We start from the raw sequence: 20,594 nt of genomic DNA on the forward strand, positions 1-20,594 counted from the left end.
GCTCATTTGAGGGAGACATCGGTTTTACACGCGGCTACCGAGCTTGCCGCTCCGAGCAAGGCAAGAGAGAAGGATCATGACTGGCCTTGGCACAATTCGTTCAACAGGCTGGGAGGGAGAGTGTACGTCTATGATACCTGAAAATTATGTGGAGTCGGTTTATGCCGGATTTATCGGCATGAACATCGGCATACGGCTGGGAGCACCCATTGAGCCGGTGGCTTGGACCTACGAACGTATACGCGACGTATATGGGGATATCCGCGATTATGTGAAGCCGTATACCACGTTTGCGGCGGATGATGATGCGAACGGGCCGGTGTTTTTTATACGGGCGCTCTATGACGATGCAGCAGACCGGGAATTGGAGCCGGAGGATGTCGGCAGAGCTTGGCTCAATTATGCCCGCGAAGGCATCGGCATGTTCTGGTGGGGCGGGGAGGATATCAGCACGGAGCATCGTGCCTACGTGAATCTCCGCAAAGGAATCCCCGCTCCGAAGTCCGGCTCGATCGAGGTGAACGGAGAGGAAATGGCGGAGCAGATCGGAGGACAGATCTTCATCGACTCCTGGGGGCTGCTGTTCCCCGGTCGGGCGGAGAAGGCCGCCGAATACGCGGAGAAGGCGGCGAGCGTATCCCATGACGGCAACGGGCTCTATGGCGCACGCTTCATGGCTGCGTGCATCGCCAAAGCTTTCGATGCGGCTTCCGTCGATGAAATCATAAGCGAAGGACTGCGCATGATTCCGGCAGATTCTACGTATGCACGCGTCGTGCGTGCGGTCCAGGATTTCCATCGCGACCATCCCGAGGATTTCCGGGCATGCCGGCAGTACCTGGAGGAACACTGGGGATATGATAAATATACCGGGGTGTGCCATATTATCCCGAATGCCGGCGTCTGCGTGCTTGCCCTGCTGTACGGTGATGGGGATTTCGCGCGTACGGTCGAGATCGCGTCGATGTGCGGCTGGGATACGGACTGCAATGCAGGCAATGTCGGCAGCATTCTCGGTGTATACAGCGGTTTGGCCGGCATTCCGGACCACTATCGCAAGCCGATCAATGATTTTATCGTAGCCTCGAGCGTGTCCGGCTATTTGAATTTGGTCGACTTTCCGACCTTCGCCAGAGAGCTTGCGCTGCTCGGCTATCGGCTGAACGGAGAAACAGCCCCGCAGGACTTAGTGGAGCGCGTGAAGCCGGGCGAGGTCAGCTTCGACTTCGATCTGCCGGGTTCAACCCACGGCTTCCGCACCAGCAATCCGTTCAAGACGCCTGTCGTCAGACACTCGGTTCAACAAACCTATGGCGGCAGGGGGGCGCTGGAAATCGTGTTCGACCGATTGGTTGAAGGCGACAGCAGCAAAATTTATTACAAGCCGTTCTACCGCAGAGCCGAGTTCAATGACGAGAAATACAAGCCGACCTTTGCTCCGCTGGCCTATAGCGGTCAAACCGTTTCTGCGAAAATCTATGCGGATCAATGGGAGGGCGAGCCAATCAGGCTGACACCCTACGTACGCAACACTTATAATAGAGAAGAAGTATTGCTCAGCCCGGCTACGCCGGAGAATGGAAAGTGGAACGATATCGAATGGGTAATTCCCGACACCGATGGGGCCATGATCGACGAGATCGGCTGGATATTGGAGAGCCCTTCCCCGCTCGCGAACCGGGCCATCGGCCGGCTGTTTATCGGACAGTTCCGCATTACGGGCGAGGCGAAATACACGATCGATTTTGCCAAGCAGGCCAAGGAATTCGGCTCCGTCACCCCGTTCTCCCATCATCGGGGCGTTTGGGAGCTTCGCGATGGCACGCTGTGGGGAAAGGCGGAAGGGGATGCCTCATCCTACTCCGGCAATTACTATGCGGATGACACGGAGGTCGAAGCGGTTATCACGCCGGTCTCGGGAGACAGCCACTGCCTTATCGTAAGAGCGCAGGGCGTGATGCGGCACTATTTGGCCGGCTTCGACGGCCCGAACGCCGTATCGTTTATCAAACAGGAATTCGGGGCGAAACGGCTCATCACCGCCAGATATGATTGGGAGCACGGGCAGGCGTATCATTTCAAGCTGAAAGCGCAGAAGGATCATTTCACGCTGTTCATCAATGGCGAGAACGTTCTGGAATGCAAGGATAGTGCGTTTGGGCACGGGATGTTCGGGTTCGGCTGCCTGGAGGATGGGGAGCTTCACATTCGAGAGGTTCAGGTACGAACGTCCGTATCGTGAGCTAGAGCGAGAATAATGGAAGGGAGGAGATCGATGTGGGGAAACTTTACGTCATTGGCAGCATCAACATGGATGTGGTCAGCAGCGTATCGAAGTTTCCGCAGCCGGGGGAGACGATTCACAGCAGCGGGACGTCCTTCTTCCCCGGAGGGAAAGGGGCGAATCAGGCCGTGGCCGCCGCGATGGCCGGCGCGGAGTGTGCGATGATCGGAGCGGTCGGCCACGATCCGTTTGGCGATACGCTCGTTTCTTCCCTGGAGGACCGGGGAGTGGAGGTGAAGTCCGTATTAGCCAAGGAAGGCACCTCGGGCATGGCGATTATTACGGTTAATGAAGAAGGCGAGAATCATATCGTGTTGTCAGCTGGAGCCAACGGACAGTTAACGGAGGCTGACGTCCAAGCGGAGGTCCATTGGGAGGATATTTGTGCGGTCCTGCTGCAAAATGAAATCCCATGGGAGACAAACGAGGCCGTCATTCAGTCTGCGAATGCAGCGGGGGTTCGCGTCTGGCTGAACCCGGCTCCTGCCCGGGCTTTGCCTCCGTCGCTGTTTCCGCTGCTGGATACATTGATTCTGAATGAGACGGAGGCGGCGGCCGTCAGCGGCGTGAAGGTGGAAGACCCGATGACGGCCGAGCTTGCCGCAGGGAAACTGCTAAGCCTGGGAACGGAGAACGTGATCGTTACACTGGGAGAGCAGGGATGCTTCTACGCAAACCGCCGAGGAGAGCGGATTGCCGTGCCGGCTTACTCCGTGAAGCCCGTGGATACGACAGCGGCAGGCGATACCTTTATCGGGGCATATGCGGCCGCAAGCTCAGGGGGCATGGCAACCGAAGCAGCGCTTCGATTCGCTGCCGCCGCCGCAGCTTTAGCGGTCACCCGCCCGGGTGCGCAGGCTTCCATTCCGTCCAAGCAGGATATTGAGTGGTTCTTGGAGAAGCAGCCGACATCGACACATTGATGGAGAACAGCTCTTCTGTTCGGGGGAGCCGTCCAAACCCAATAAGCCATAGAGGGCGTTTGTAAGGTCCCCCTATGGTTTTTTTGGTTTTCCATAGAGCCGGGGCGGATTGGACTTACACGATTCACATTGCAAGCAGCGCTTTTTAGACATAAGACCATTCAACATGTTCAGGCTCCCCCTTTCATACAATGTAGAGTCAACGAAATGATGAATGAAACGGGGGATGGAACGTAATGGCCAAGCAAAAAAGAGGAAAGGCACTGTGGCATCTGCCCAGCCGAGCGCGGGGAACGTGTCCGGTGTGTGGAAGCACGCGAACGAAGCTGTTATATCCGCGGACGAAGACGGACGGAACGGCATTGAAGGTCTGCAAGCGCTGCGACGGCGCATCGCAGGAGCGAGTTGACGCCGCGGTCTGATCCGCGCTTGCGGCGGCACCGCTTCTTTTGTAATCATGCGCGCAATCTTGCTCGACGGAGCCTCAATCCGCTAAGAGATGCTTTCACTTTCTGTAATCGCCGTTAAGGCGAATGAGCCGAACCATGTTTTGAATGGGCTGTATTGCCGGCAGGGGATGAACTGGAATATAATAGGTTTACTTGTTGACCGAATATAGACCGTTTTCCATTAGGAGGCGGTCTTTGGCTTTTTGGCGGGAGAATGCTTGTTCGGACGAGCCTACGCAGCTTCTCCCTGGTGCACTCGAGGTACCGAAATGGCAGCTAACAACCTGCATGGAGCGCTCCCTCGGCTATAATCAGACGTATTTTCAAAACTTGGATGTTTACTACAAGCGTGCAGGAGGTGAATGGATTGTTAGAGGAACGGTTAAAGAGCTGGATCTGTGAACATCAGCCTTTGATGGCGGATTTGCAGCGGGTGCGGGAGCTAGACCTGCCGCAATGCTATATTGCTGCAGGCTATATCCGCAACTATGTGTGGGATATCCTTCATGGATATGACCGTTCCGATCGGCACAGCGATATCGATGTGGTGTTTTTTGATCCGGATGATGCTTCCCGGGAGCGGGACGAGCTTCTGGAACGGAAACTAAGGGAATCGACGCAGAATCCCAAGTGGTCGGTCAAGAATCAGGCCCGGATGCATATCAAAAACGGGGATGCGCCTTACCGGTCGACCCATGATGCGTTGTCGATGTGGCCCGAAACCGCTACGGCCATCGGGGCGAGGCTAAATCCGGCTGGAGGAATCGAGCTGGTCTGCCCGTACGGGCTTGAGGATCTGTTCGCTATTCGCGTGAGGCGCAGCCCCGCATTCTTAAAGCGTGAGTATTACCTGGAACGGGTACAAAGAAAGCAGTGGGCGGGCCAGTGGCCGCTGCTGACGATTATTGAGGATTAGCCGCATGGAGTTTATCCTCATCCGGTGGCATATGCGGATATCGCCATGCTGCTGCAAAACAGAGAAGGGGAGAGAGCGACATGGGAGATTTTCAGCAAGCACGCGAGAAGGAAAGAGCTTATCACGAACAGTTTTACGATCAAACCGTATTGTTCGAGCCCGGGAGCTGGCTGGCGCGGCCAGTGGCTGCGGTCATGGAACATCTGGAGCTGCTGAGGGTCCAGAACATGCGGATCCTGGATTTAGGCTGCGGCGTCGGCCGGAACAGCATTCCGATGGCTCAGCGGATCCGCGACATGAACGGGACGGTCGTCTGTGTGGACCTGCTGGAGTCGGCAATCGCGAAGCTGCGGCAGTATGCCGAGCAGCATGGCGTTGCGTCCCATATCGAGACGCATGTGGCGGATGCCCAGTATTTTCGAGTCACGCCGGGCATGTATCATTATATTGTGGCTTGCTCCTGCCTTGAGCACCTCAGCTCGGAGGAAGCGTTCGTTGCCAAGCTCGAAGAGATGCAGGAAGGCACGGCTCCCCTTGGTATCCACTGCATCATGATCAACACGAATGTGAAGGAGATCGATGTGGAGACGGGCAAGGAGCGGGACGGCTTGATCGAGCTGAATCTTCCAACGGAACGCGCCTTCTCGATCCTGCATCGTTTGTATGCCGATTGGGAGATCCTGTGTGAGCGGCAGGTCCATCAGGAAATTCCCGAGGTCCACGACGGCAGGGATATGATGTTTTGCGGCGAATGGATTACCTTCACTGCACGAAAAGGAGCGCGGTAAGCTTGGAGAAATATACCCATCTCGGCATTTATGGCGTATTAATTCGCAATCAGCGCCTATTGCTGGTTCAGAAAGCCCGGGGTCCCCATCGGGGAAAATGGGATCTGCCCGGCGGCTCGGTCGAGTTCGGAGAAGAGCCCGAGCGAACGCTGCAGCGTGAATTTCTGGAGGAGACAGGCCTGTCGTCAATCCAGGGAACGATTCGGACGGCCGTCTCCTACACGTTGATCTATCAATATGATGAGAGCAGGCTGGAGGAGCTTCATCATATCGGGATCATATATGATGTGGAGCTGACGGAAGAGCCGGCGGGCTTGAAAGCGGAAGCGGACGGCGAGGATTCGTTAGGCGCGGCATGGATTCCGCTGGAGCGGCTGAGCGCGCTGCCGCTGACGCCGTTTGCTGAAATGATGGCAGAACAGATCATGGATGAGGACGATAAGCGGACCACGAAGAATGATCTCGAGCCGCACATGAGCGAGGAATAATTGAATTGGATTCCACAGTATTTTGTGAAACGTAAATACGGCTTCCGCGATCCCGGATTCATCCTGGCAGGTCTTCGAGGAATGCAAAAAGCAGGCCCAATCGGCTCCATTCCGACTCAGGCCTGCTTTTTGTATGTATAACATTTAGAATTTGAAAATATTGATCGTCTTCTGCAGCTGGAAGACCGCGTTGTTCATTGCTTCCGCTTCCTCGGCCATCTTCTTGATCGAGGTAATCCCCTCGTTCATGGAGGCGGATACCTGCTCCGTGCCCGCCGCGGACTGCTGGGTAATGGCCGAAATGTTCTGAATGGCGGCCGATATGCTCTGCGCGCTCTCCAGCATGGACTCGCTTTCCTTGGAGAAGGCGGCAATCTGCTCGGTGATGTACTGCACGCTGCTTACGATCTGCATGAAGACTTCCTCGGCTTCCCGGATCAGCTCCGTCTGTTGGCGCACGACATCCTCATTGATCTTAATGTTCTGGGTTGCATGCTTGATGTCCGCCTCAATGCTGCGAACCAGATTGAATACTTCACGCGTGGAAGAGGTCGATTCCTCTGCGAGCTTTCGAACCTCCTGGGCTACAACGGCAAAGCCTGCACCGTGCTCGCCGGCACGGGCCGCCTCGATTGAAGCGTTTAATGACAGCAGATTCGTCTGATCGGCCAGCTCGGAGATCGTTTCGGTAATTTTCGTAATGCCTTTGGCGTTTCGCGCAAGCGCATCAATGGATTCGGATACTTTGGCCGTAGCCTCGATATTTCGCTGCATGCCGCTCGACTGCCGGGATACCGATTCTCTTCCTTGCTCCACCAGCTGCAGAGTTGCCATCGACCGGGAGTTCATTTCATGGGTAGAGTGGGTGTAATTGCCGACCTTCTCCTCGATTTCCTTGATGGAGTCGGTCATTGCGGCTACGTCCTCCGAGATTTCGCCGGCTCCGACGGCCAGCTCTCCTGCAGAAAGCGACACCTGGTTCATGACCTGGATCAGCTCCTGATTTTTGGTTGATATATTCCGGCTTGAAGTCATGACGCTGCGGGTAATGTCGGAGGTTTCCTGAAGGATTTTGCGGAGCTTGTCCACCATGCTGTTGAAGGTTCTGCTGAGATCATTCATTCCTCCCATCTCTTCTACCTGGAAGGTAAAGTCCCCTTTGGCAATTTTGGCGGAGACGCTGGAGATTTCGGAGAACGTGCTCGTAAGCGCTCTCTCAATAACTCGGGAAAGAGGATACGTGAGTCCGATTAGCACCGCAACAAGCACGATACCAATAACCGCCTTACCCAGAATGATAAAGGCAATCAGCATTGGCAGCGCGAACAAGGCGGCAATGAGATAACAGGCTGCTGTGATTTTTTGAGCGATCGGGAGTCTGTTGAACCATGCCATACGAATGAATCCTCCTCAAGCGACATAGGATATTTTTACCATGATTATAGCATTATGCGACAAAAGTAGATATAAGGAATTACAAAATTTTCAATCAGATGAGTCTAAAGACCTGACGCTGGAGAAGACCAGAAAGCCCCGGACCTCTAATCATCCTCATAAAAAGAATAGAGCGGATTTCCACGCGGATGCGCAAAAAAACCGCCCCATCGATTATCTATTTCTCCGCCCGGAACAATGCGGAGGCCAAATACTCGGTGTTGTCGAGAATCATGCGGTCATGCTTGAAGACCGTCTCCCAGAGCGCGAGATCGAGCAAGATCCCTTTATCCCGCTGCTCATAGGCGTCCAGGTGGCGCGTCTGCTCCTCCTTCAGCTGTTCGTTGAAATGATTGTACTCCAAAACCTCGGCCAGCCTGAAGCCACTGCCCAGCAGCGCATCGCGCCATTTCTCCCGGTCCATGAGGCAGGGGATGCCGAAGAAGGCAAGCAGCTCGCCAAGCTGCGGCTCAGGCATGCTCTTGTCGAGAATCAGCTCCCTGTCCAATAAAATGCCGCCGGCATCCAGTACGCGGTAATATTCCGGGATGGAACGCGACGCGTCGGTGAAGACGGTGACCGACTCGGCCAGGATGACATCGAATTGATGGTCCGGAAAAGGCAGCGAGCATACGTCAGCCTGAAGAAATTCCACGTCCGCCCCCATAGCCTCCGCCCTGGCTTTCGCTTTGGTTATCATATGTTCATTCAGGTCAATGGCCGTCACCTGGTAGCCCAGGCCGGATAGATGGCAGGCCGTTCGGCCGGTGCCGCAGCCAACCTCCAGAATTCGGCTGCTCGGCCGGATGGGGTACGATTTCAGCATTCGCAGTGTTGCTTCGAATCCGCCGGGGTGGGCGCTGCCCATCCCTAATTTGGACAGCATATTAATGTAATTCATCGGATTGATCCCTACTTTCGTCGTCTGCATAAGGATATTTGTTTATTTACCATATGATTGAGGTACGTTTGGGGTTTTCGCTGAATTTACTATTTTGAGCCCTTTTTTTGAAGATATGAGCGGTTTGGGGGAAAGACGCATGAAGATGGAGCCGATTCAGGCCGCCATGAAGGTCGTGTCGGAACAATATCCGGATTGTCTGCTGGCTGTACTGGGGGGCAGTGCTTCCAGAGGAGAACACAACGAGCATTCCGACCTTGACGTGATCATTGTAGAGAGAGAAGGCGAAGGGCTGAGAAGAAGGACGATCGAAGCTGCCGGCTGGATCGTAGAGCTGTTTATCGTATCAAGCTCAGGCTATCGCGAGGATTTTGACGCAGGCATCGTTGCGGCGAATCCGACACTGCAGCGGATCATGGCCGAAGGCATCGTCCTTCGCTCGGTACCGGAGGGGGACAACATTCGCGAGGAGGCGCAGGCTGATCTGGCTTACGGCCCGCTGCCGTTAACGATGTCCGATATTGATGCAGCCCGGTACATGATCACCGAGTATATGATGGATCTTGAGCAAGCCAAAGGGGACGGGGAAGCCTGGTTTACCGTTCAAAAAATATCGACTCTGCTCTGCGAGTTTGTCCTGAGGGTGAACCGGCAGTGGACGGGGGAGGGGAAGACGCTGTTCCGGTTAGTGTCGGGGTTCGACCCGCGCTTTGGCGAGCAGCTGGTGCATGCGCTGGAGGCGATGTACCGGAGCCGGCAATCGGAACAGCTTATGAAGCTGTGCGAGCAGGTGCTGCTCCCTTACGGCGGCCCGCTGCTTGCCGGTTATGAAGAATAAGGCAACCAGGTTGGGGCAAGACAAGCGGTACAGCTGCCGTGACCGGCATCCTTTCCGGATCATACCGTAATATGTGATAACATCACGTATTTCAATAAATCCAGGAGGGATCTTCATGAGCGGAACATATGGTGGAGATGTATGGGGCACATCTACGGGTATTATATTGGTTCTCTTTATCCTGCTCGTAATCATCTCGCTTGCTTGGGTTTGATTCATCAAGGATACGCGGTGGATAGCGCAAGGACCCGGCATTTTGCCGGGTCCTTGCCTGCTTAAGCTGCATATTATACGCTTCTATGCTTTGGTGATGGGCTGTGCGCAGACACGACAGCGGTCATCACCAGGTGGCTGGAGTCCGTTTGTATGGCATGACTGAACGCATCCTCCAGGGATTCGAATACGCGCGAGAGCGTTCCGTCAAGACGGCTTGCGTAATGGACGCTGCCCCCGAAGGTTCCTTTTTCCTTGGCACGCTGCACTTCGCCGTAAATGATATCCATGTATTGCTCGGTCCCGAGCGGGTATAAGGCGAACTGGCAGGCGCTTTCGATATCCGCATGCGGTCCAAGCTCGCTGTTTAACACCCGGGAATCCTCGGACATATAGACATCCGCATCCGTATCGCCGGGGCAGCCGATCGAGTAGGTTCCGTTAAAAACCGTATGTACGCCGGAAGCTGCCGCATGGGCGAATATCGCCCGGGTCACGTCAAAAACATGCTCCGCACGGCCCCGGACGCAAGTGCTGACATCATCGGTGTGAATCCATACCTTATCCGTTTGCACAGACTTTAGTGCTCCCATAATCACTTCGACGAAGCGGTCCGTCATCGGAAATACCGAGAACCGGCAGCCAACAATCCGGCTGGTTCCGCATACTAGCTCATTCATTGTCGTTTCCTCCCGCAGCATAAATTTAAGAACGTTAAATAGAACGCAAAAAAACCGCACCCCGTTGGAAAGTGCGGCAATGTCTACGCGAAAAATACATAAACATAAACGCTACACTTCCCCACGCTAGCATGACCTAGATCGGGTAGTAAGGGTTAACGGCGGTTCCGCCGTTTCTCAGCACAAGGCACCCCTAGTACAGCAACACAAGATATGAAGTTTTACTTTGATGCCGGCCGGTACAAGCTTCGAAAGAGGGCGGCTTCTTTACCTGGTAATTGTAACGTCTTGGGATCGAAAAAACAATGGACCGCAGCAAAAAGCCGCCACGGGGAGCTTGTGCAAAGCTTCCTGATGGCGCTTTTGATCTTGTCTCGCTTAGTTGTAAACTTTCACGCGATCTTCAAGCGGAGCAAATTCCTTGTCCCCTGGCTCAGCGACCGGCTTGCCGAACGGCATTTGCGCAATCAGCTTCCAGTTTTCTGGGATGTTCCATTCCGCTTTTACTTTTTCGTCGATCAGCGGGTTGTAGTGCTGCAGGGAAGCACCCAGTCCTTCGGCTTCCAGCATTGTCCACACAACGAGCTGAAGCATGCCGTTCGACTGATTAGCCCATACCGGGAAGTTGTCGGCATAGAGCGCAAAGTTTTGCTGAAGCCCTGCGATGACGTCATTGTCCTCGAAGAACAGCACGGTGCCATAGCCTGCACGGAAAGAGGCCATTTTCTCAGCAGTGGATTTGAATGCTTGCTCGTCGCCCACCACTTCCTTCAGAATGCCTTCCGTAATATTCCACAGCTTGTCATGCTGCTCACCAAGCAGAACGACCGCGCGTGCGCTTTGGGAGTTGAAGGAAGAAGGCGTGTATTTAACGGCATCTTTCACGATTTCTTGGATACGCTCATCGGAGATGACGGAATCCTTGCTGATCGCATAGTAGGAACGGCGATTTTTAAGTGCGGTAAGGAAGTCTTTAGACATGTTGATAAACCCTCCTGAGTCATGGTTTGGATTGCATACGCCTGATAAAAAGATGTCCTATCATTCAAGCAAATATGCATCACGGTAATCGCTAATAAAAGTTGAATTATTATTCCTTAACAACTTACTTATCGTAAGAAATAATACTTCCGTTAGTATGTTATTATATCTCATTGGTCATTGTCAACCCCGTAATCGAGAATTTATTGATGTAATACCCCGTAATCAGGAGCTGTAACAGGCAGCTGAAATTTTCTTTCCTATAATAAGGCGTAAAGAGGGAGAACAAAGGAAGGATGAAGGACAACAACGGCTATTCCAGCCAAGCTTCATATTATGAACAAATGATGAACAAATCATGCAAAGATGAAAAATTTAATTGAGTTTGATTCTCAATTATACTTGTCGGTTGAGAATGAGGATGATATAATGCTTATCAGAACGTAATTGATAATCAATCTCAATGAGAATGATGACTGAATTACGAGCTGCCGGATTAATCAGAGACATATGCATAGAAGGAAGAGCCATGAAGATCATTTACTTAGCCGCAGCCGTTGTGGCGCTTTCCATCGTCTCCTTATTTATCGGAGTCAAAGATATTTCGCCGCTGGACTTATTCTCCATGACGGAACAACAACAGCATATTATGCTCGTCAGCCGCTTGCCGCGTCTGGTCAGTTTAATTCTGGCTGGAGTCAGCATGAGTATCTGCGGATTGATCATGCAGCAGCTTAGCCGCAACAAGTTCGTATCGCCGACAACGGCGGGAACGATGGATTCCGCAAGACTGGGGATTCTCGTAGCGATGCTCGTATTCACGACAAGCGGACCGCTTGTGAAAATGCTGGTAGCTTTTGTATTCGCTCTTGCCGGCACGTTTATCTTCATGAAGATCCTGGACCGGATCAAGTTCAAGGATGCGATCTTTATTCCGCTCGTCGGACTCATGTTCGGGAACATTGTAAGCTCGATCGCTACGTTCTTCGCTTATAAATATGATCTCATTCAGAACATGTCCGCATGGCTTCAAGGCGATTTTTCCATGATCATCAAGGGACAATACGAACTTCTGTATATCAGTGTTCCGCTGGTCATCCTGGCCTACCTGTTCGCCAACAAATTCACGGTTGCCGGCATGGGTGAGGAATTCGCCACGAACCTAGGACTTCATTACCGGCGCGTCGTTAATTTGGGCTTGGTCATTGTAGCGCTGGTAACCGCATCCGTCGTATTGACGGTCGGCGTGATTCCTTTTCTCGGTTTGATCATACCGAATATTGTAAGCCTGTATCTGGGAGACCATTTGAAAAAAAGCCTTTCCCATACCGCGCTGCTAGGGGCCGGATTCGTTCTGTTCTGCGATATCCTTGGCCGGATCATCATTTACCCATACGAAATTCCGATCAGTCTGACCGTGGGCGTGCTCGGAAGCGGTATTTTCATTTACTTACTGATGAGGAGAAAGGCTTATGACTTATAGAGCCAAAATCGGCCTGCTGGCCGCGGTGGCAATTATTCTGGTGGCGGCCTTTCTGTTCATCGATCTTGGCGGCAGTTGGGACTATGCCTTCCCGCGAAGAATCAAGAAGGTGCTGGCCATTATTCTGACCGGCGGGGCGATCGCCCTGTCGACCATGGTGTTTCAAACGGTCACGAATAACCGGATATTGACGCCGAGCGTCATGGGATTGGATTCTTTATACATTTTGATTCAGACGACCGTCATCTTCGTGTTCGGCTCCTTCACACTGTACGAACTGGGAAGCAATGTGAATTTCCTGATCAACGTCGGGGCCATGATTCTGTTCGCCGGCGTGTTATACCGGCTTCTGTTCCGGAGGGAAGGCAATAATATTTACTTCCTCCTCCTGATCGGTATGATCTTCGGCACCTTGTTCTCGAGCATGTCCTCCTTCATGGAGGTGCTGATCGATCCGAACGAGTTCCAGTATGTAGCGGATAAGATGTTTGCAAGCTTTAACAACGTAAAGACCGATCTGCTGATCATGGCAAGCATCGTCGTTGCCGTTACGCTCCTGTATTTCGCCAGATTCACCAAGTATCTGAACGTGCTTGCGCTCGGTCGGGAGCAGGCGATCAACCTTGGCGTGAACTACGATTATGTCGTTAAGCGGCTGTTGATCGTTGTGGCGGTGCTGATCTCGGTTGCTACAGCGCTGGTGGGTCCGATCACATTCCTTGGACTGCTGGTCGTCAACGTTGCTTATGAATTTATGAAAACCTACCGTCATTCCTTCTTGATATCAGCTTCCATACTGATCAGCGTCATCGCATTGGTTGGCGGTCAATTGATTGTAGAACGGGTGTTTACCTTCTCCACGACGCTCAGCGTCATCATCAACTTCATCGGCGGTGTTTACTTTATATACCTGCTATTAAAGGAGAGTAAAGCATGATCCAGGTTACGAACGTATCGAAAGTCTATGGCGGCAAAAAAGTCGTCGACAACGTGTCGGTTACGATCCCGAAAGGCCAAATCACGTCCTTTATCGGTCCGAACGGGGCCGGTAAAAGTACATTGCTGTCCATGATCAGCAGACTGACGGGCAAGGATAGCGGACAGATTACCGTGGACGGCAAGGAAGTCAGCCAATGGAAGAGCGGTGATCTGGCGAAGAAGGTTTCAATCTTGAAGCAGTCGAACCACATCAGCCTCCGCCTGACGGTACGCGAGATCGTATCCTTCGGACGTTTTCCTTACTCCCAAGGCAGGCTGACGGCGGAAGATGAGAAGTACGTGGATGAAGCGATCGCTTATATGGAGCTTCAGGATATGCAGCATAAATACCTTCACCAGCTCAGCGGCGGTCAGACCCAGCGCGCCTACATCGCGATGGTCATTGCTCAGAACACCGAGTATATCCTGCTTGATGAACCGCTGAACAATCTGGACATGAAGCATTCGGTGCAGATTATGAAAATCCTCAGAAAGCTTGTCACCGATCTGAACAAAACGATTGTCATCGTCATTCATGATATCAACTTTGCTTCGTTTTACTCCGATTACATCGTGGCGTTGAAGGATGGGGCGATCGAGAGCGAAGGCCCGACAGAGCATATTATTCAGAGCAACGTGCTTCGCAGCATCTATGATATGGACATTGAGATCGAAGAGATTAACGATAACAGAGTGTGTGTATACTACGCCTAACGTCAAGGATGAAATAAGCGTTCGGAGGATAAGAACCGGGAGACATTCCGAAAGGCTTAAGCCCTAGCGTTCCTATCCGTCCGGACAGACCTGGCTGCCTTTTAGAAGGACGGCACGGTTCTATGCGTCCTCCTAATATTACAGAATCAACCAAAAATTCAAAATAAATGAAACTTCATTGCTATTCTTGATTACAGCCAGGAGGGATGAACGGTTATACATAGGATTAGATCGTTGGGTAGGAGAAGCTTAACCGGGCTTGACCAAAGGTTATGTGCGACAAACGCATAGGAATCAGCATGACAAGAAGTCATAAACCATGGATTACGAATATAAAAAATCATTCAAACGGGGTGGAAGCAATGAAAAAATGGTTAGCGTTAGTTATGGTAGCAATGTTCACTTTCGTACTCGCAGCTTGCGGACAGGATAAGGAGGCAACGGGAGCAGCCGGCGGTGATACGAACACGCCAGCTTCCGAGAAGATTACGATTACGCATAAGCTTGGCAAAGCAGATATAAAGAAGAATCCTACGCGCGTTGTCGTATTCGATTTCGGAATTCTGGATTCCTTGGATAAGCTGGGTGTAGAAGTACTTGGCGTACCGCAAGCGAATATTCCTTCGTACCTATCCAAATTCGAGGACAAGAAATACGAGAACGTCGGCAGCCTGAAAGAGCCTGACTTCGAGAAAATCAACAGCATCAAACCGGACCTGATCATCATTTCCGGCAGACAGCAGGAAGCCTATGACGAGCTTAACAAAATCGCTCCTACAGTCTTCCTGGGCGTGGATACAAGCAAATACATGGAATCCTTTGAAGAGAACATGAACACGCTCGGACAAATTTTCGGCAAGGAAGCCGAGGTTGAGCAAGAGCTGAAAACGATTGAAGACAGCATTAAGGCATTGAATGAAAAAGCAACGGCAACTGGCAAAAACGCACTGATCATTCTTGCGAACGAAGGCAAGATCAGCGCATACGGTCCAGGCTCGCGCTTCGGCATCCTGCACGATGTGTTCGGATTCAAAGCGGTGGACACCACCATTGAAGTTAGCACCCATGGTAAAGACATCTCGAACGAGTATATTGTAGAGAAAAATCCGGACTACCTGTTTGTCGTTGACCGCGGCGCAGCCGTAGCTACAGGAAACGGCGAATCCGGCGCGAAGGCAGTTGTTGAGAACGAGCTCGTCAATACAACGAACGCTGCGAAAGAAGGGCATATCGTGTACTTGGATCCTGATTTCTGGTACCTGTCCGGCGGCGGTTTGACTTCCGTATCCGAGATGGTTAAAGAGGTGGATGCGGCTATCAAGTAATAGTGAGGGATACGAAGATTCCTTCATAATACAAGCTCAAATTCAAAAAGATGGCGGTACCCGGAGCATTCCGTGTCCCGCCATCTTTCGTTGTATTTAGCCGATTTCACTGTCGAGCTGCGTGAGCAAGCGTCTCCCAATTAGAACAACTCGGCATTTCGGCTGGAGCTGTGATCTTATCGCTTCGTCCCTTATGTTCGTTTCTTTGCTTTGGATCATCGATTATCGGATAATAAAGAATATGGCAGCATTCGTTGAATCAGGGTTTAAGCTGCAGTCTTGCAAGAAGACAGGAGGTTATATATGATGTTTCGAGATCAAATATATATCGGCGGCCAATGGATCCGGACCGACAAGTCGATCGAGGTGTATAATCCGGCGGACGGCAAGGTGATCGGGACCGTGCCGAAGGCCGGCAGAATCGAGGCCGAACAGGCCGTGGATGCTGCGGCTGAAGCATTCGGGCATTGGTCGGGGCTGACGGCCCAGGAGCGCGGCGATCTGCTTCGCCGCTGGTTTGAACAGATCAGTGAGCATACCGATGAGCTGGCGTGGATCATGACGATGGAGCAGGGCAAGCCGCTGAAGGAGGCAGCAGGAGAGATTGCCTATGCGAACAGCTTCGTCTCTTGGTATGCGGAGGAAGGCAAACGCATCTATGGCGAGACGATTCCCGCTTCGTCGAACAAGAAGCGGATTATCGTAACCAAACAGCCGGTCGGTGTCGTTGCTGCGATTACGCCTTGGAACTTTCCGGCCTCGATGATTACCCGTAAGGTCGCGCCGGCACTGGCTGCGGGCTGCACCGTGGTCATCAAGCCTTCAAGCGAGACGCCGTTTACCGCCGTCAAGCTGGTTGAGCTTGCGGAGCAAGCTGGCATTCCGGCAGGAGTGATCAATCTCGTGACGGGTCCCTCGAGTGAAATCGCGGAGGCATGGCAGCAGGACAGCCGGGTGCGGAAATTGTCCTTTACCGGCTCTACCGAGGTCGGCAAGAAACTGATGGCCGGGGCGGCCGCGAATGTGAAGAAGATATCGCTGGAGCTCGGCGGACACGCTCCGTTTATCGTGACGGCGCATGCCGATTTGGAGCAGGCGGCTTCGGGTTTGATCGCGTCTAAGTTCCGCAACGGGGGGCAGACCTGCGTCTGCGCCAACCGGATTTATGTCGAGGAGCGCGTAGCTGAGGAATTTGCAGAACGTGTTACGCGGCTTGCTTCCGAGCTGAAGGTAGGAAACGGGCTGAAGGAAGGCACGGATATTGGACCGCTCATCAATGAGGATGCAGTGGATAAGGTGGTGAAGCAGATTCAGGACGCGAAGGCGAAGGGAGGCGTCGTGCTGACTGGCGGAAAGAAGCTGCCTGAGCTCGGCGACCGCTTCGTGGAACCGACCGTCATTATGAACGCTACCGACGACATGGCATGCATGCAGGAGGAAACATTCGGGCCGCTGGCGCCAATCACCACCTTCACCGCCATCGAGGAGGCGATCAAGCGCGCCAACAACAGTCCGTACGGTCTGGCAGCTTATGTATTCACGCAGCATCTCGGGGAAGCGGTGCGAATCGCCGAAGCGCTGGACTACGGCATCGTGGGCGTGAACGATCCCGTTCCGTCTACGGCCCAAGCGCCGTTTGGCGGCTTCAAGGAAAGCGGGCTTGGACGGGAAGGCGGGCATTACGGGATCGATGAGTTTTTGGAGATCAAGTACATCTCGCTTGGTTTGTAGTTGATGGCAGTGTAATTGCAGTTCATTTATGTTTATAGTATGGATGTGTAATCACTTTCGAGAACGGATGTAAGAAGGGCGATCCCCGTTGACTCTGCGGGATCGCCCTTTTTGCGATGCATGATTTTATTCAACGGATGAGAGCTGAACAACCTTGCCGGTCTCCGCGGATTCGTTGGCGGCCAGCGTCGCTTCAAGCGTCTTGAGGCCTTCATCATAGGAGGCCAGAACGAGGCTGGGATCTTGCTTTCGGATGGCCTCGATCAGCGCATCGGTCAGGTTTTTATAGAAGTTGGAGCTGCTCCGGTATATTGTTTCTTTTCCCTTCTCGACAATGGACAGCGTAGTTCCGTCAAGAACTAGTCGGAAATCCCGTCCCATGATTTCGACGCCCGTGCGGTGGTCGAATTGGATGAATCCGGTTTGCATCTGTCCAAGCGCTCCGGATTCAAGCACGAACTGGATGACGCCGACATCCGGAATGTCCAGATCCGGGATATCCTGCACGAGGAGCAAATCCATATTCGCATACAGATTGGAAATATTGCCGCATAGATACCTGACCAGGTCCAAGGTATGCGTAGACTGCTCTACGAGCTGGCCGCCCGAGAGTTCTTTTTTGCGCCACCATGGTGTCGGTACGGGCATGGTAATGTAATGGGCGCGAACCATACCGATTTTTTTGTCCTTTAGATAATCCTTGGCGATTGCAACCGTATCCAAATAACGCAAGCAATAGCCGGAAGCGGCAATAATCCCGCTGTCCGCAATGGCTTTCGCTTTGCTGCGGACGGATTCCAGATCAAGTCCGAGCGGCTTCTCCACCATCAAGTGAATCCCTTTCGCTGCCGCGCGCTCTTCCAGATCGCCGTGGCAGAACGGCGGGATGCAGATATACAGCACATCGAGCGGCTCCTGGTCAATCATGACGCTGCCGTCCGTATAATAAGCGGCTCCGTATTGCTCCGCCTGTGCCTTGGCGAGTGCTTCGTTGGAATCGCAAATGGCGGCGAGCTGCACATGCTCATGCTCGTGGAGATTTTTGATGTGTACGGCGCCCATCCCCCCGGCCCCGATTACGCCTGCTTTAATCATTGGCATTGATCACTCCTAGTGGTTAGGTAAACGTACCACACCCGTTCCGGTACGTAGTCCTCGTGATTATATCCCTGATTTCCATATTATTCAACACGGTAATTTTCTCTTAATACCGGAAGACAGCCGATATAAAGCCATAGGAAGCATAGGGCATTTAGGGATGCACGGATTCATCCACATGCCGGCTCAAAGCACATGTCAGCTCAAAGCACATGTCAGCTCGAAGCACGCGCCAGCTGCATGCACATGCCAGCTCCAAGCACCGAGCGTACGGTGACAAACTCAAGCCTTATAAGGCTGCTTTCTGTGTTTCCCCTTGCAATGCCCGAAGTTTACTTCAATTCCTGCATGTTCACGGTGCGTCCTTGCTCTGATGAACGGTACGCAGCTACAGCAACCGCGAGTGCCTGCAGACCGTCCTCGCCGGTGACCGAAGCGTTGGCAGCGCCGGATGAGATGGCTGCAATGAAATCACGTATCAGTCCGGCATCCATGCTGTCGCCCCAGGCATGATGGCGGTAGCCGGACTCATCGGTAAAGACGTGCAGCTTCTGGCTGGTCGCATTCACGCTAATCGTCCCCTGCGAGCCGATGATTTCCAAGGTAACGTCGCCCCAGGTCGGATATTCCTTATTGCGGGACCAGCTGCAGTCGAGCGTCGCAAATACGCCGTTATCAAATTCCATGGTCAGCATGCCGCAATCATCGATCGGCTTCTCTGAAATCAAATGGCCGACCTCGGCGTAAACATCCTTTACCTCGGCGCCGGAGATCCAGCGCATAATGTCTGCCACATGCACCGTATGATCGATGACGGCGCCGCCTCCCGAGAGTGCCGGATCAATGAACCATCCCCCGGGATTACGCCCCCGGTTGGTCCCTTTCATAGCCAGGATGCGGCCTAATGCGCCGTCATCCACCAACTGCTTGGCGCGGATGACCGTGGAATTATAGCGGACGGGGAAGGCGGTCTGCAGCAGAACGCCGCTTGCCTTGCATGCTTCAATCATCTCTTGGGCATCCGCTATATTGGTGGATAGCGGTTTTTCGCAGAGAACATGGACACCGGCCTTCGCGGCGGCAAGAGTATGCTCTTTGTGATGGGCGTTCTCGGAAGTGACGATGACGCCGTCAATGCCTTGCGCCAGAAGCTCCCGGTAATCCGGATAATAGGTCGTTCCGAAATATTCCGCATACTTGGCTCCACGCTCCGCATCGGGATCGGCGATTCCGGCCAGCTCCACGCCGTCAATCTGGAGCAGTGCTTTCGTGTAGCTGAATGCATGCATATGTGCAAAGCTTATAACGCCAATCTTCATGATATCACCCCTCTGTATGAATGAGCTTCGACTAAGGTCCCGGCATCCGGAGCGAGCAGGACCGGCTGACCGGAAGACATGGACGACAGTGCCGCCAGCGAGACGCGCAAGGCCTCGAGCGCATCCTCCGCCGTGACCAGCGGCTCGCTGCCGTCCTGGATGCAGGACATGAAGTGGGCAAGCTCACGGTAATACGGGCTCTGGGCGAGCGTGCTTTCAGGGACGATGACGCCCGGAACCGTCTCCGATTGGCGGCGCGATTTGTAGACGATCGGGGTGTCCGTCCGGCTGTCGTAATCGATAACGCCCGTCGTCCCGGCCATTTCGAAATACATGGAGAAGCCCTCATGGGCCCAAGTCCCTTCGACATGAGCGATGACTCCGCTTCGGAACCGCAGGGTCACGAGCGCATAATCGAGCTGTGCCTGATGGCGGCCGTGAAGCCCCTTGGCGTATACGCGCTCAACCTCGCCGAAGCACCAGCGCAAATAGTCGAAATCATGGATCATCGCATCGAGCGTAACGCCTCCGCTGGCACCGAAGTCGCTGTACCAGTCATTCCAGCCGATCGGATATCCGCCGCCGCGGCCGGCCCGGATGACGGCGGGCTTGCCGATCGATCCCTGGTCCAGCAGCGCTTTGGCTTTAACATACTCCGGAAAGAACCGGAGCACATGCCCGACGAACAATCGAACTCCCTTCTTGCGGCAATAGCGGATCATGAATGCGGCATCCTCCGCGCTGCGGGCGATGGGCTTTTCACAGATGACGTGCTTGCCGGCATCAGCCGACTTCACGACAAATTCCTTATGGAGCGGGGTTGGCAGGCAAATGTCGATAACATCGATACCGGCAAGGCCAAGCTCCTGCACCGCTTCCTCGAAGGAAGGGAACGCGCGGGTGCTCCATTTGGCAGCCAGACCGCCCGCTTTGTCCGCCTGGATGTCCGCGATGCCGACAAGCTTCACGCCAGGCATCACGGCATAGGCTGAGGCGTGGGCTCTTCCCATGGTGCCTGCGCCGATGACTAATACACGTATCATTTTATACA

Annotated in this window: 21 protein-coding genes and 1 riboswitch; of the genes, 14 read left to right on the top strand and 7 right to left on the bottom strand. The window is 53.3% G+C overall.

Features of this window, described 5'->3' with window-relative positions:
* The first annotated feature begins 130 nt into the window (after window positions 1-130).
* The 7 genes from BBD41_RS24200 to BBD41_RS24230 all read left to right on the top strand — a co-directional run bounded on the left by BBD41_RS24200 (window position 131) and on the right by BBD41_RS24230 (window position 5,848).
* Window positions 131-2,242: an ADP-ribosylglycohydrolase family protein gene (locus BBD41_RS24200; protein WP_099479101.1), complete on the top strand. Its 2,112-nt coding sequence runs from the start codon at window positions 131-133 to the stop codon at window positions 2,240-2,242.
* A 35-nt stretch (window positions 2,243-2,277) separates the two neighbouring features.
* Complete coding sequence (gene rbsK / locus BBD41_RS24205; protein ID WP_099479103.1) at window positions 2,278-3,207, top strand: ribokinase; 930 nt, start codon at window positions 2,278-2,280, stop codon at window positions 3,205-3,207.
* A 236-nt stretch (window positions 3,208-3,443) separates the two neighbouring features.
* Window positions 3,444-3,629: a hypothetical protein gene (locus BBD41_RS24210; RefSeq protein ID WP_077567229.1), complete on the top strand. Its 186-nt coding sequence runs from the start codon at window positions 3,444-3,446 to the stop codon at window positions 3,627-3,629.
* A gap of 222 nt (window positions 3,630-3,851) precedes the next feature.
* On the top strand, window positions 3,852-4,058 hold the full coding sequence (locus tag BBD41_RS24215; RefSeq protein WP_077567228.1) for a hypothetical protein: 207 nt from the start codon (window positions 3,852-3,854) through the stop codon (window positions 4,056-4,058).
* The gene (locus BBD41_RS24220) at window positions 4,024-4,572 is read left to right on the top strand and encodes a nucleotidyltransferase family protein (RefSeq protein ID WP_099479105.1); all 549 of its coding nucleotides are present in this window, start codon (window positions 4,024-4,026) and stop codon (window positions 4,570-4,572) included. The genes BBD41_RS24215 and BBD41_RS24220 overlap by 35 nt, the downstream gene beginning before the upstream one ends.
* Before the next feature lie 80 nt (window positions 4,573-4,652).
* Window positions 4,653-5,360: a class I SAM-dependent methyltransferase gene (locus tag BBD41_RS24225; RefSeq protein ID WP_099479107.1), complete on the top strand. Its 708-nt coding sequence runs from the start codon at window positions 4,653-4,655 to the stop codon at window positions 5,358-5,360.
* Window positions 5,361-5,362: 2 nt separating this feature from the next.
* Window positions 5,363-5,848, top strand: a complete 486-nt coding sequence (locus tag BBD41_RS24230) for an NUDIX hydrolase (protein WP_077567225.1) — start codon at window positions 5,363-5,365, stop codon at window positions 5,846-5,848.
* Window positions 5,849-5,992: 144 nt separating this feature from the next.
* Here BBD41_RS24230 and BBD41_RS24235 read toward each other — a convergent pair whose 3' ends face one another.
* Both BBD41_RS24235 and BBD41_RS24240 read right to left on the bottom strand, forming a co-directional pair.
* A complete protein-coding gene (locus tag BBD41_RS24235) occupies window positions 5,993-7,243 on the bottom strand; it encodes a methyl-accepting chemotaxis protein (protein ID WP_077567224.1) in 1,251 nt (416 codons plus the stop codon).
* 217 nt (window positions 7,244-7,460) lie between these two features.
* A complete protein-coding gene (locus BBD41_RS24240; protein ID WP_077567223.1) occupies window positions 7,461-8,183 on the bottom strand; it encodes a class I SAM-dependent methyltransferase in 723 nt (240 codons plus the stop codon).
* A gap of 139 nt (window positions 8,184-8,322) precedes the next feature.
* Between BBD41_RS24240 and BBD41_RS24245 the strand changes: the two genes are divergently transcribed.
* Entirely contained in the window at window positions 8,323-9,021 is a 699-nt protein-coding gene (locus tag BBD41_RS24245; RefSeq protein ID WP_099479109.1) for a nucleotidyltransferase domain-containing protein, read from the top strand.
* Between the two features lie 115 nt (window positions 9,022-9,136).
* Window positions 9,137-9,235 (top strand): sporulation protein YjcZ, encoded by a 99-nt coding sequence (locus BBD41_RS24250; protein ID WP_077567221.1) that lies wholly within the window; start codon window positions 9,137-9,139, stop codon window positions 9,233-9,235.
* Between the two features lie 73 nt (window positions 9,236-9,308).
* On the opposite strand, the gene BBD41_RS24255 is transcribed toward BBD41_RS24250, so the two are convergent.
* Together BBD41_RS24255 and BBD41_RS24260 are read right to left on the bottom strand one after the other, a co-directional pair.
* Window positions 9,309-9,914: a YkoF family thiamine/hydroxymethylpyrimidine-binding protein gene (locus BBD41_RS24255; RefSeq protein WP_077567220.1), complete on the bottom strand. Its 606-nt coding sequence runs from the start codon at window positions 9,912-9,914 to the stop codon at window positions 9,309-9,311.
* Between the two features lie 101 nt (window positions 9,915-10,015).
* Window positions 10,016-10,119: riboswitch (TPP riboswitch) on the bottom strand.
* A gap of 173 nt (window positions 10,120-10,292) precedes the next feature.
* Window positions 10,293-10,895, bottom strand: coding sequence for a nitroreductase family protein (locus tag BBD41_RS24260; RefSeq protein ID WP_099479111.1), 603 nt, complete (start codon window positions 10,893-10,895; stop codon window positions 10,293-10,295).
* 529 nt (window positions 10,896-11,424) lie between these two features.
* Between BBD41_RS24260 and BBD41_RS24265 the strand changes: the two genes are divergently transcribed.
* The 5 genes from BBD41_RS24265 to BBD41_RS24285 all read left to right on the top strand — a co-directional run bounded on the left by BBD41_RS24265 (window position 11,425) and on the right by BBD41_RS24285 (window position 17,126).
* The gene (locus BBD41_RS24265) at window positions 11,425-12,378 is read left to right on the top strand and encodes an ABC transporter permease (protein WP_007132170.1); all 954 of its coding nucleotides are present in this window, start codon (window positions 11,425-11,427) and stop codon (window positions 12,376-12,378) included.
* Window positions 12,368-13,315, top strand: coding sequence for an iron chelate uptake ABC transporter family permease subunit (locus tag BBD41_RS24270; RefSeq protein WP_077567218.1), 948 nt, complete (start codon window positions 12,368-12,370; stop codon window positions 13,313-13,315). The genes BBD41_RS24265 and BBD41_RS24270 overlap by 11 nt, the downstream gene beginning before the upstream one ends.
* Entirely contained in the window at window positions 13,312-14,070 is a 759-nt protein-coding gene (locus BBD41_RS24275) for an iron ABC transporter ATP-binding protein (protein ID WP_099479113.1), read from the top strand. Before BBD41_RS24270 ends, BBD41_RS24275 begins: the two co-directional genes overlap by 4 nt.
* A 362-nt stretch (window positions 14,071-14,432) precedes the next feature.
* Window positions 14,433-15,395, top strand: coding sequence for a siderophore ABC transporter substrate-binding protein (locus BBD41_RS24280; protein ID WP_099480772.1), 963 nt, complete (start codon window positions 14,433-14,435; stop codon window positions 15,393-15,395).
* A 306-nt stretch (window positions 15,396-15,701) separates the two neighbouring features.
* Window positions 15,702-17,126: an NAD-dependent succinate-semialdehyde dehydrogenase gene (locus tag BBD41_RS24285; RefSeq protein ID WP_077569040.1), complete on the top strand. Its 1,425-nt coding sequence runs from the start codon at window positions 15,702-15,704 to the stop codon at window positions 17,124-17,126.
* A 126-nt stretch (window positions 17,127-17,252) separates the two neighbouring features.
* Here BBD41_RS24285 and BBD41_RS24290 read toward each other — a convergent pair whose 3' ends face one another.
* The 3 genes from BBD41_RS24290 to BBD41_RS24300 all read right to left on the bottom strand — a co-directional run bounded on the left by BBD41_RS24290 (window position 17,253) and on the right by BBD41_RS24300 (window position 20,586).
* Entirely contained in the window at window positions 17,253-18,221 is a 969-nt protein-coding gene (locus BBD41_RS24290) for a Gfo/Idh/MocA family protein (RefSeq protein ID WP_077567216.1), read from the bottom strand.
* Between the two features lie 335 nt (window positions 18,222-18,556).
* Window positions 18,557-19,543, bottom strand: coding sequence for a Gfo/Idh/MocA family protein (locus BBD41_RS24295; protein ID WP_099479116.1), 987 nt, complete (start codon window positions 19,541-19,543; stop codon window positions 18,557-18,559).
* A complete protein-coding gene (locus BBD41_RS24300; protein WP_099479118.1) occupies window positions 19,540-20,586 on the bottom strand; it encodes a Gfo/Idh/MocA family protein in 1,047 nt (348 codons plus the stop codon). The genes BBD41_RS24295 and BBD41_RS24300 overlap by 4 nt, the downstream gene beginning before the upstream one ends.
* Between the last annotated feature and the right edge of the window lie 8 nt (window positions 20,587-20,594).

The sequence above is a fragment of the Paenibacillus ihbetae genome, assembly GCF_002741055.1.
Taxonomy (GTDB): Bacteria; Bacillota; Bacilli; order Paenibacillales; family Paenibacillaceae; genus Paenibacillus_AQ; species Paenibacillus_AQ ihbetae.

Excerpts from the sequence above, each read along its gene's own strand:
- BBD41_RS24245 (WP_099479109.1), top strand. The coding sequence starts at position 8,323 with ATGAAGATGGAGCCGATTCAGGCCGCCATGAAGGTCGTGTCGGAACAA.
- BBD41_RS24300 (WP_099479118.1), bottom strand. The coding sequence starts at position 20,586 with ATGATACGTGTATTAGTCATCGGCGCAGGCACCATGGGAAGAGCCCAC.
- BBD41_RS24260 (WP_099479111.1), bottom strand. The coding sequence starts at position 10,895 with ATGTCTAAAGACTTCCTTACCGCACTTAAAAATCGCCGTTCCTACTAT.
- BBD41_RS24265 (WP_007132170.1), top strand. The coding sequence starts at position 11,425 with ATGAAGATCATTTACTTAGCCGCAGCCGTTGTGGCGCTTTCCATCGTC.
- BBD41_RS24240 (WP_077567223.1), bottom strand. The coding sequence starts at position 8,183 with ATGAATTACATTAATATGCTGTCCAAATTAGGGATGGGCAGCGCCCAC.
- BBD41_RS24250 (WP_077567221.1), top strand. The coding sequence starts at position 9,137 with ATGAGCGGAACATATGGTGGAGATGTATGGGGCACATCTACGGGTATT.
- BBD41_RS24200 (WP_099479101.1), top strand. The coding sequence starts at position 131 with ATGATACCTGAAAATTATGTGGAGTCGGTTTATGCCGGATTTATCGGC.
- BBD41_RS24275 (WP_099479113.1), top strand. The coding sequence starts at position 13,312 with ATGATCCAGGTTACGAACGTATCGAAAGTCTATGGCGGCAAAAAAGTC.
- BBD41_RS24280 (WP_099480772.1), top strand. The coding sequence starts at position 14,433 with ATGAAAAAATGGTTAGCGTTAGTTATGGTAGCAATGTTCACTTTCGTA.
- BBD41_RS24295 (WP_099479116.1), bottom strand. The coding sequence starts at position 19,543 with ATGAAGATTGGCGTTATAAGCTTTGCACATATGCATGCATTCAGCTAC.
- BBD41_RS24210 (WP_077567229.1), top strand. The coding sequence starts at position 3,444 with ATGGCCAAGCAAAAAAGAGGAAAGGCACTGTGGCATCTGCCCAGCCGA.
- BBD41_RS24235 (WP_077567224.1), bottom strand. The coding sequence starts at position 7,243 with ATGGCATGGTTCAACAGACTCCCGATCGCTCAAAAAATCACAGCAGCC.
- BBD41_RS24290 (WP_077567216.1), bottom strand. The coding sequence starts at position 18,221 with ATGATTAAAGCAGGCGTAATCGGGGCCGGGGGGATGGGCGCCGTACAC.
- BBD41_RS24270 (WP_077567218.1), top strand. The coding sequence starts at position 12,368 with ATGACTTATAGAGCCAAAATCGGCCTGCTGGCCGCGGTGGCAATTATT.
- BBD41_RS24225 (WP_099479107.1), top strand. The coding sequence starts at position 4,653 with ATGGGAGATTTTCAGCAAGCACGCGAGAAGGAAAGAGCTTATCACGAA.
- BBD41_RS24255 (WP_077567220.1), bottom strand. The coding sequence starts at position 9,914 with ATGAATGAGCTAGTATGCGGAACCAGCCGGATTGTTGGCTGCCGGTTC.
- BBD41_RS24285 (WP_077569040.1), top strand. The coding sequence starts at position 15,702 with ATGTTTCGAGATCAAATATATATCGGCGGCCAATGGATCCGGACCGAC.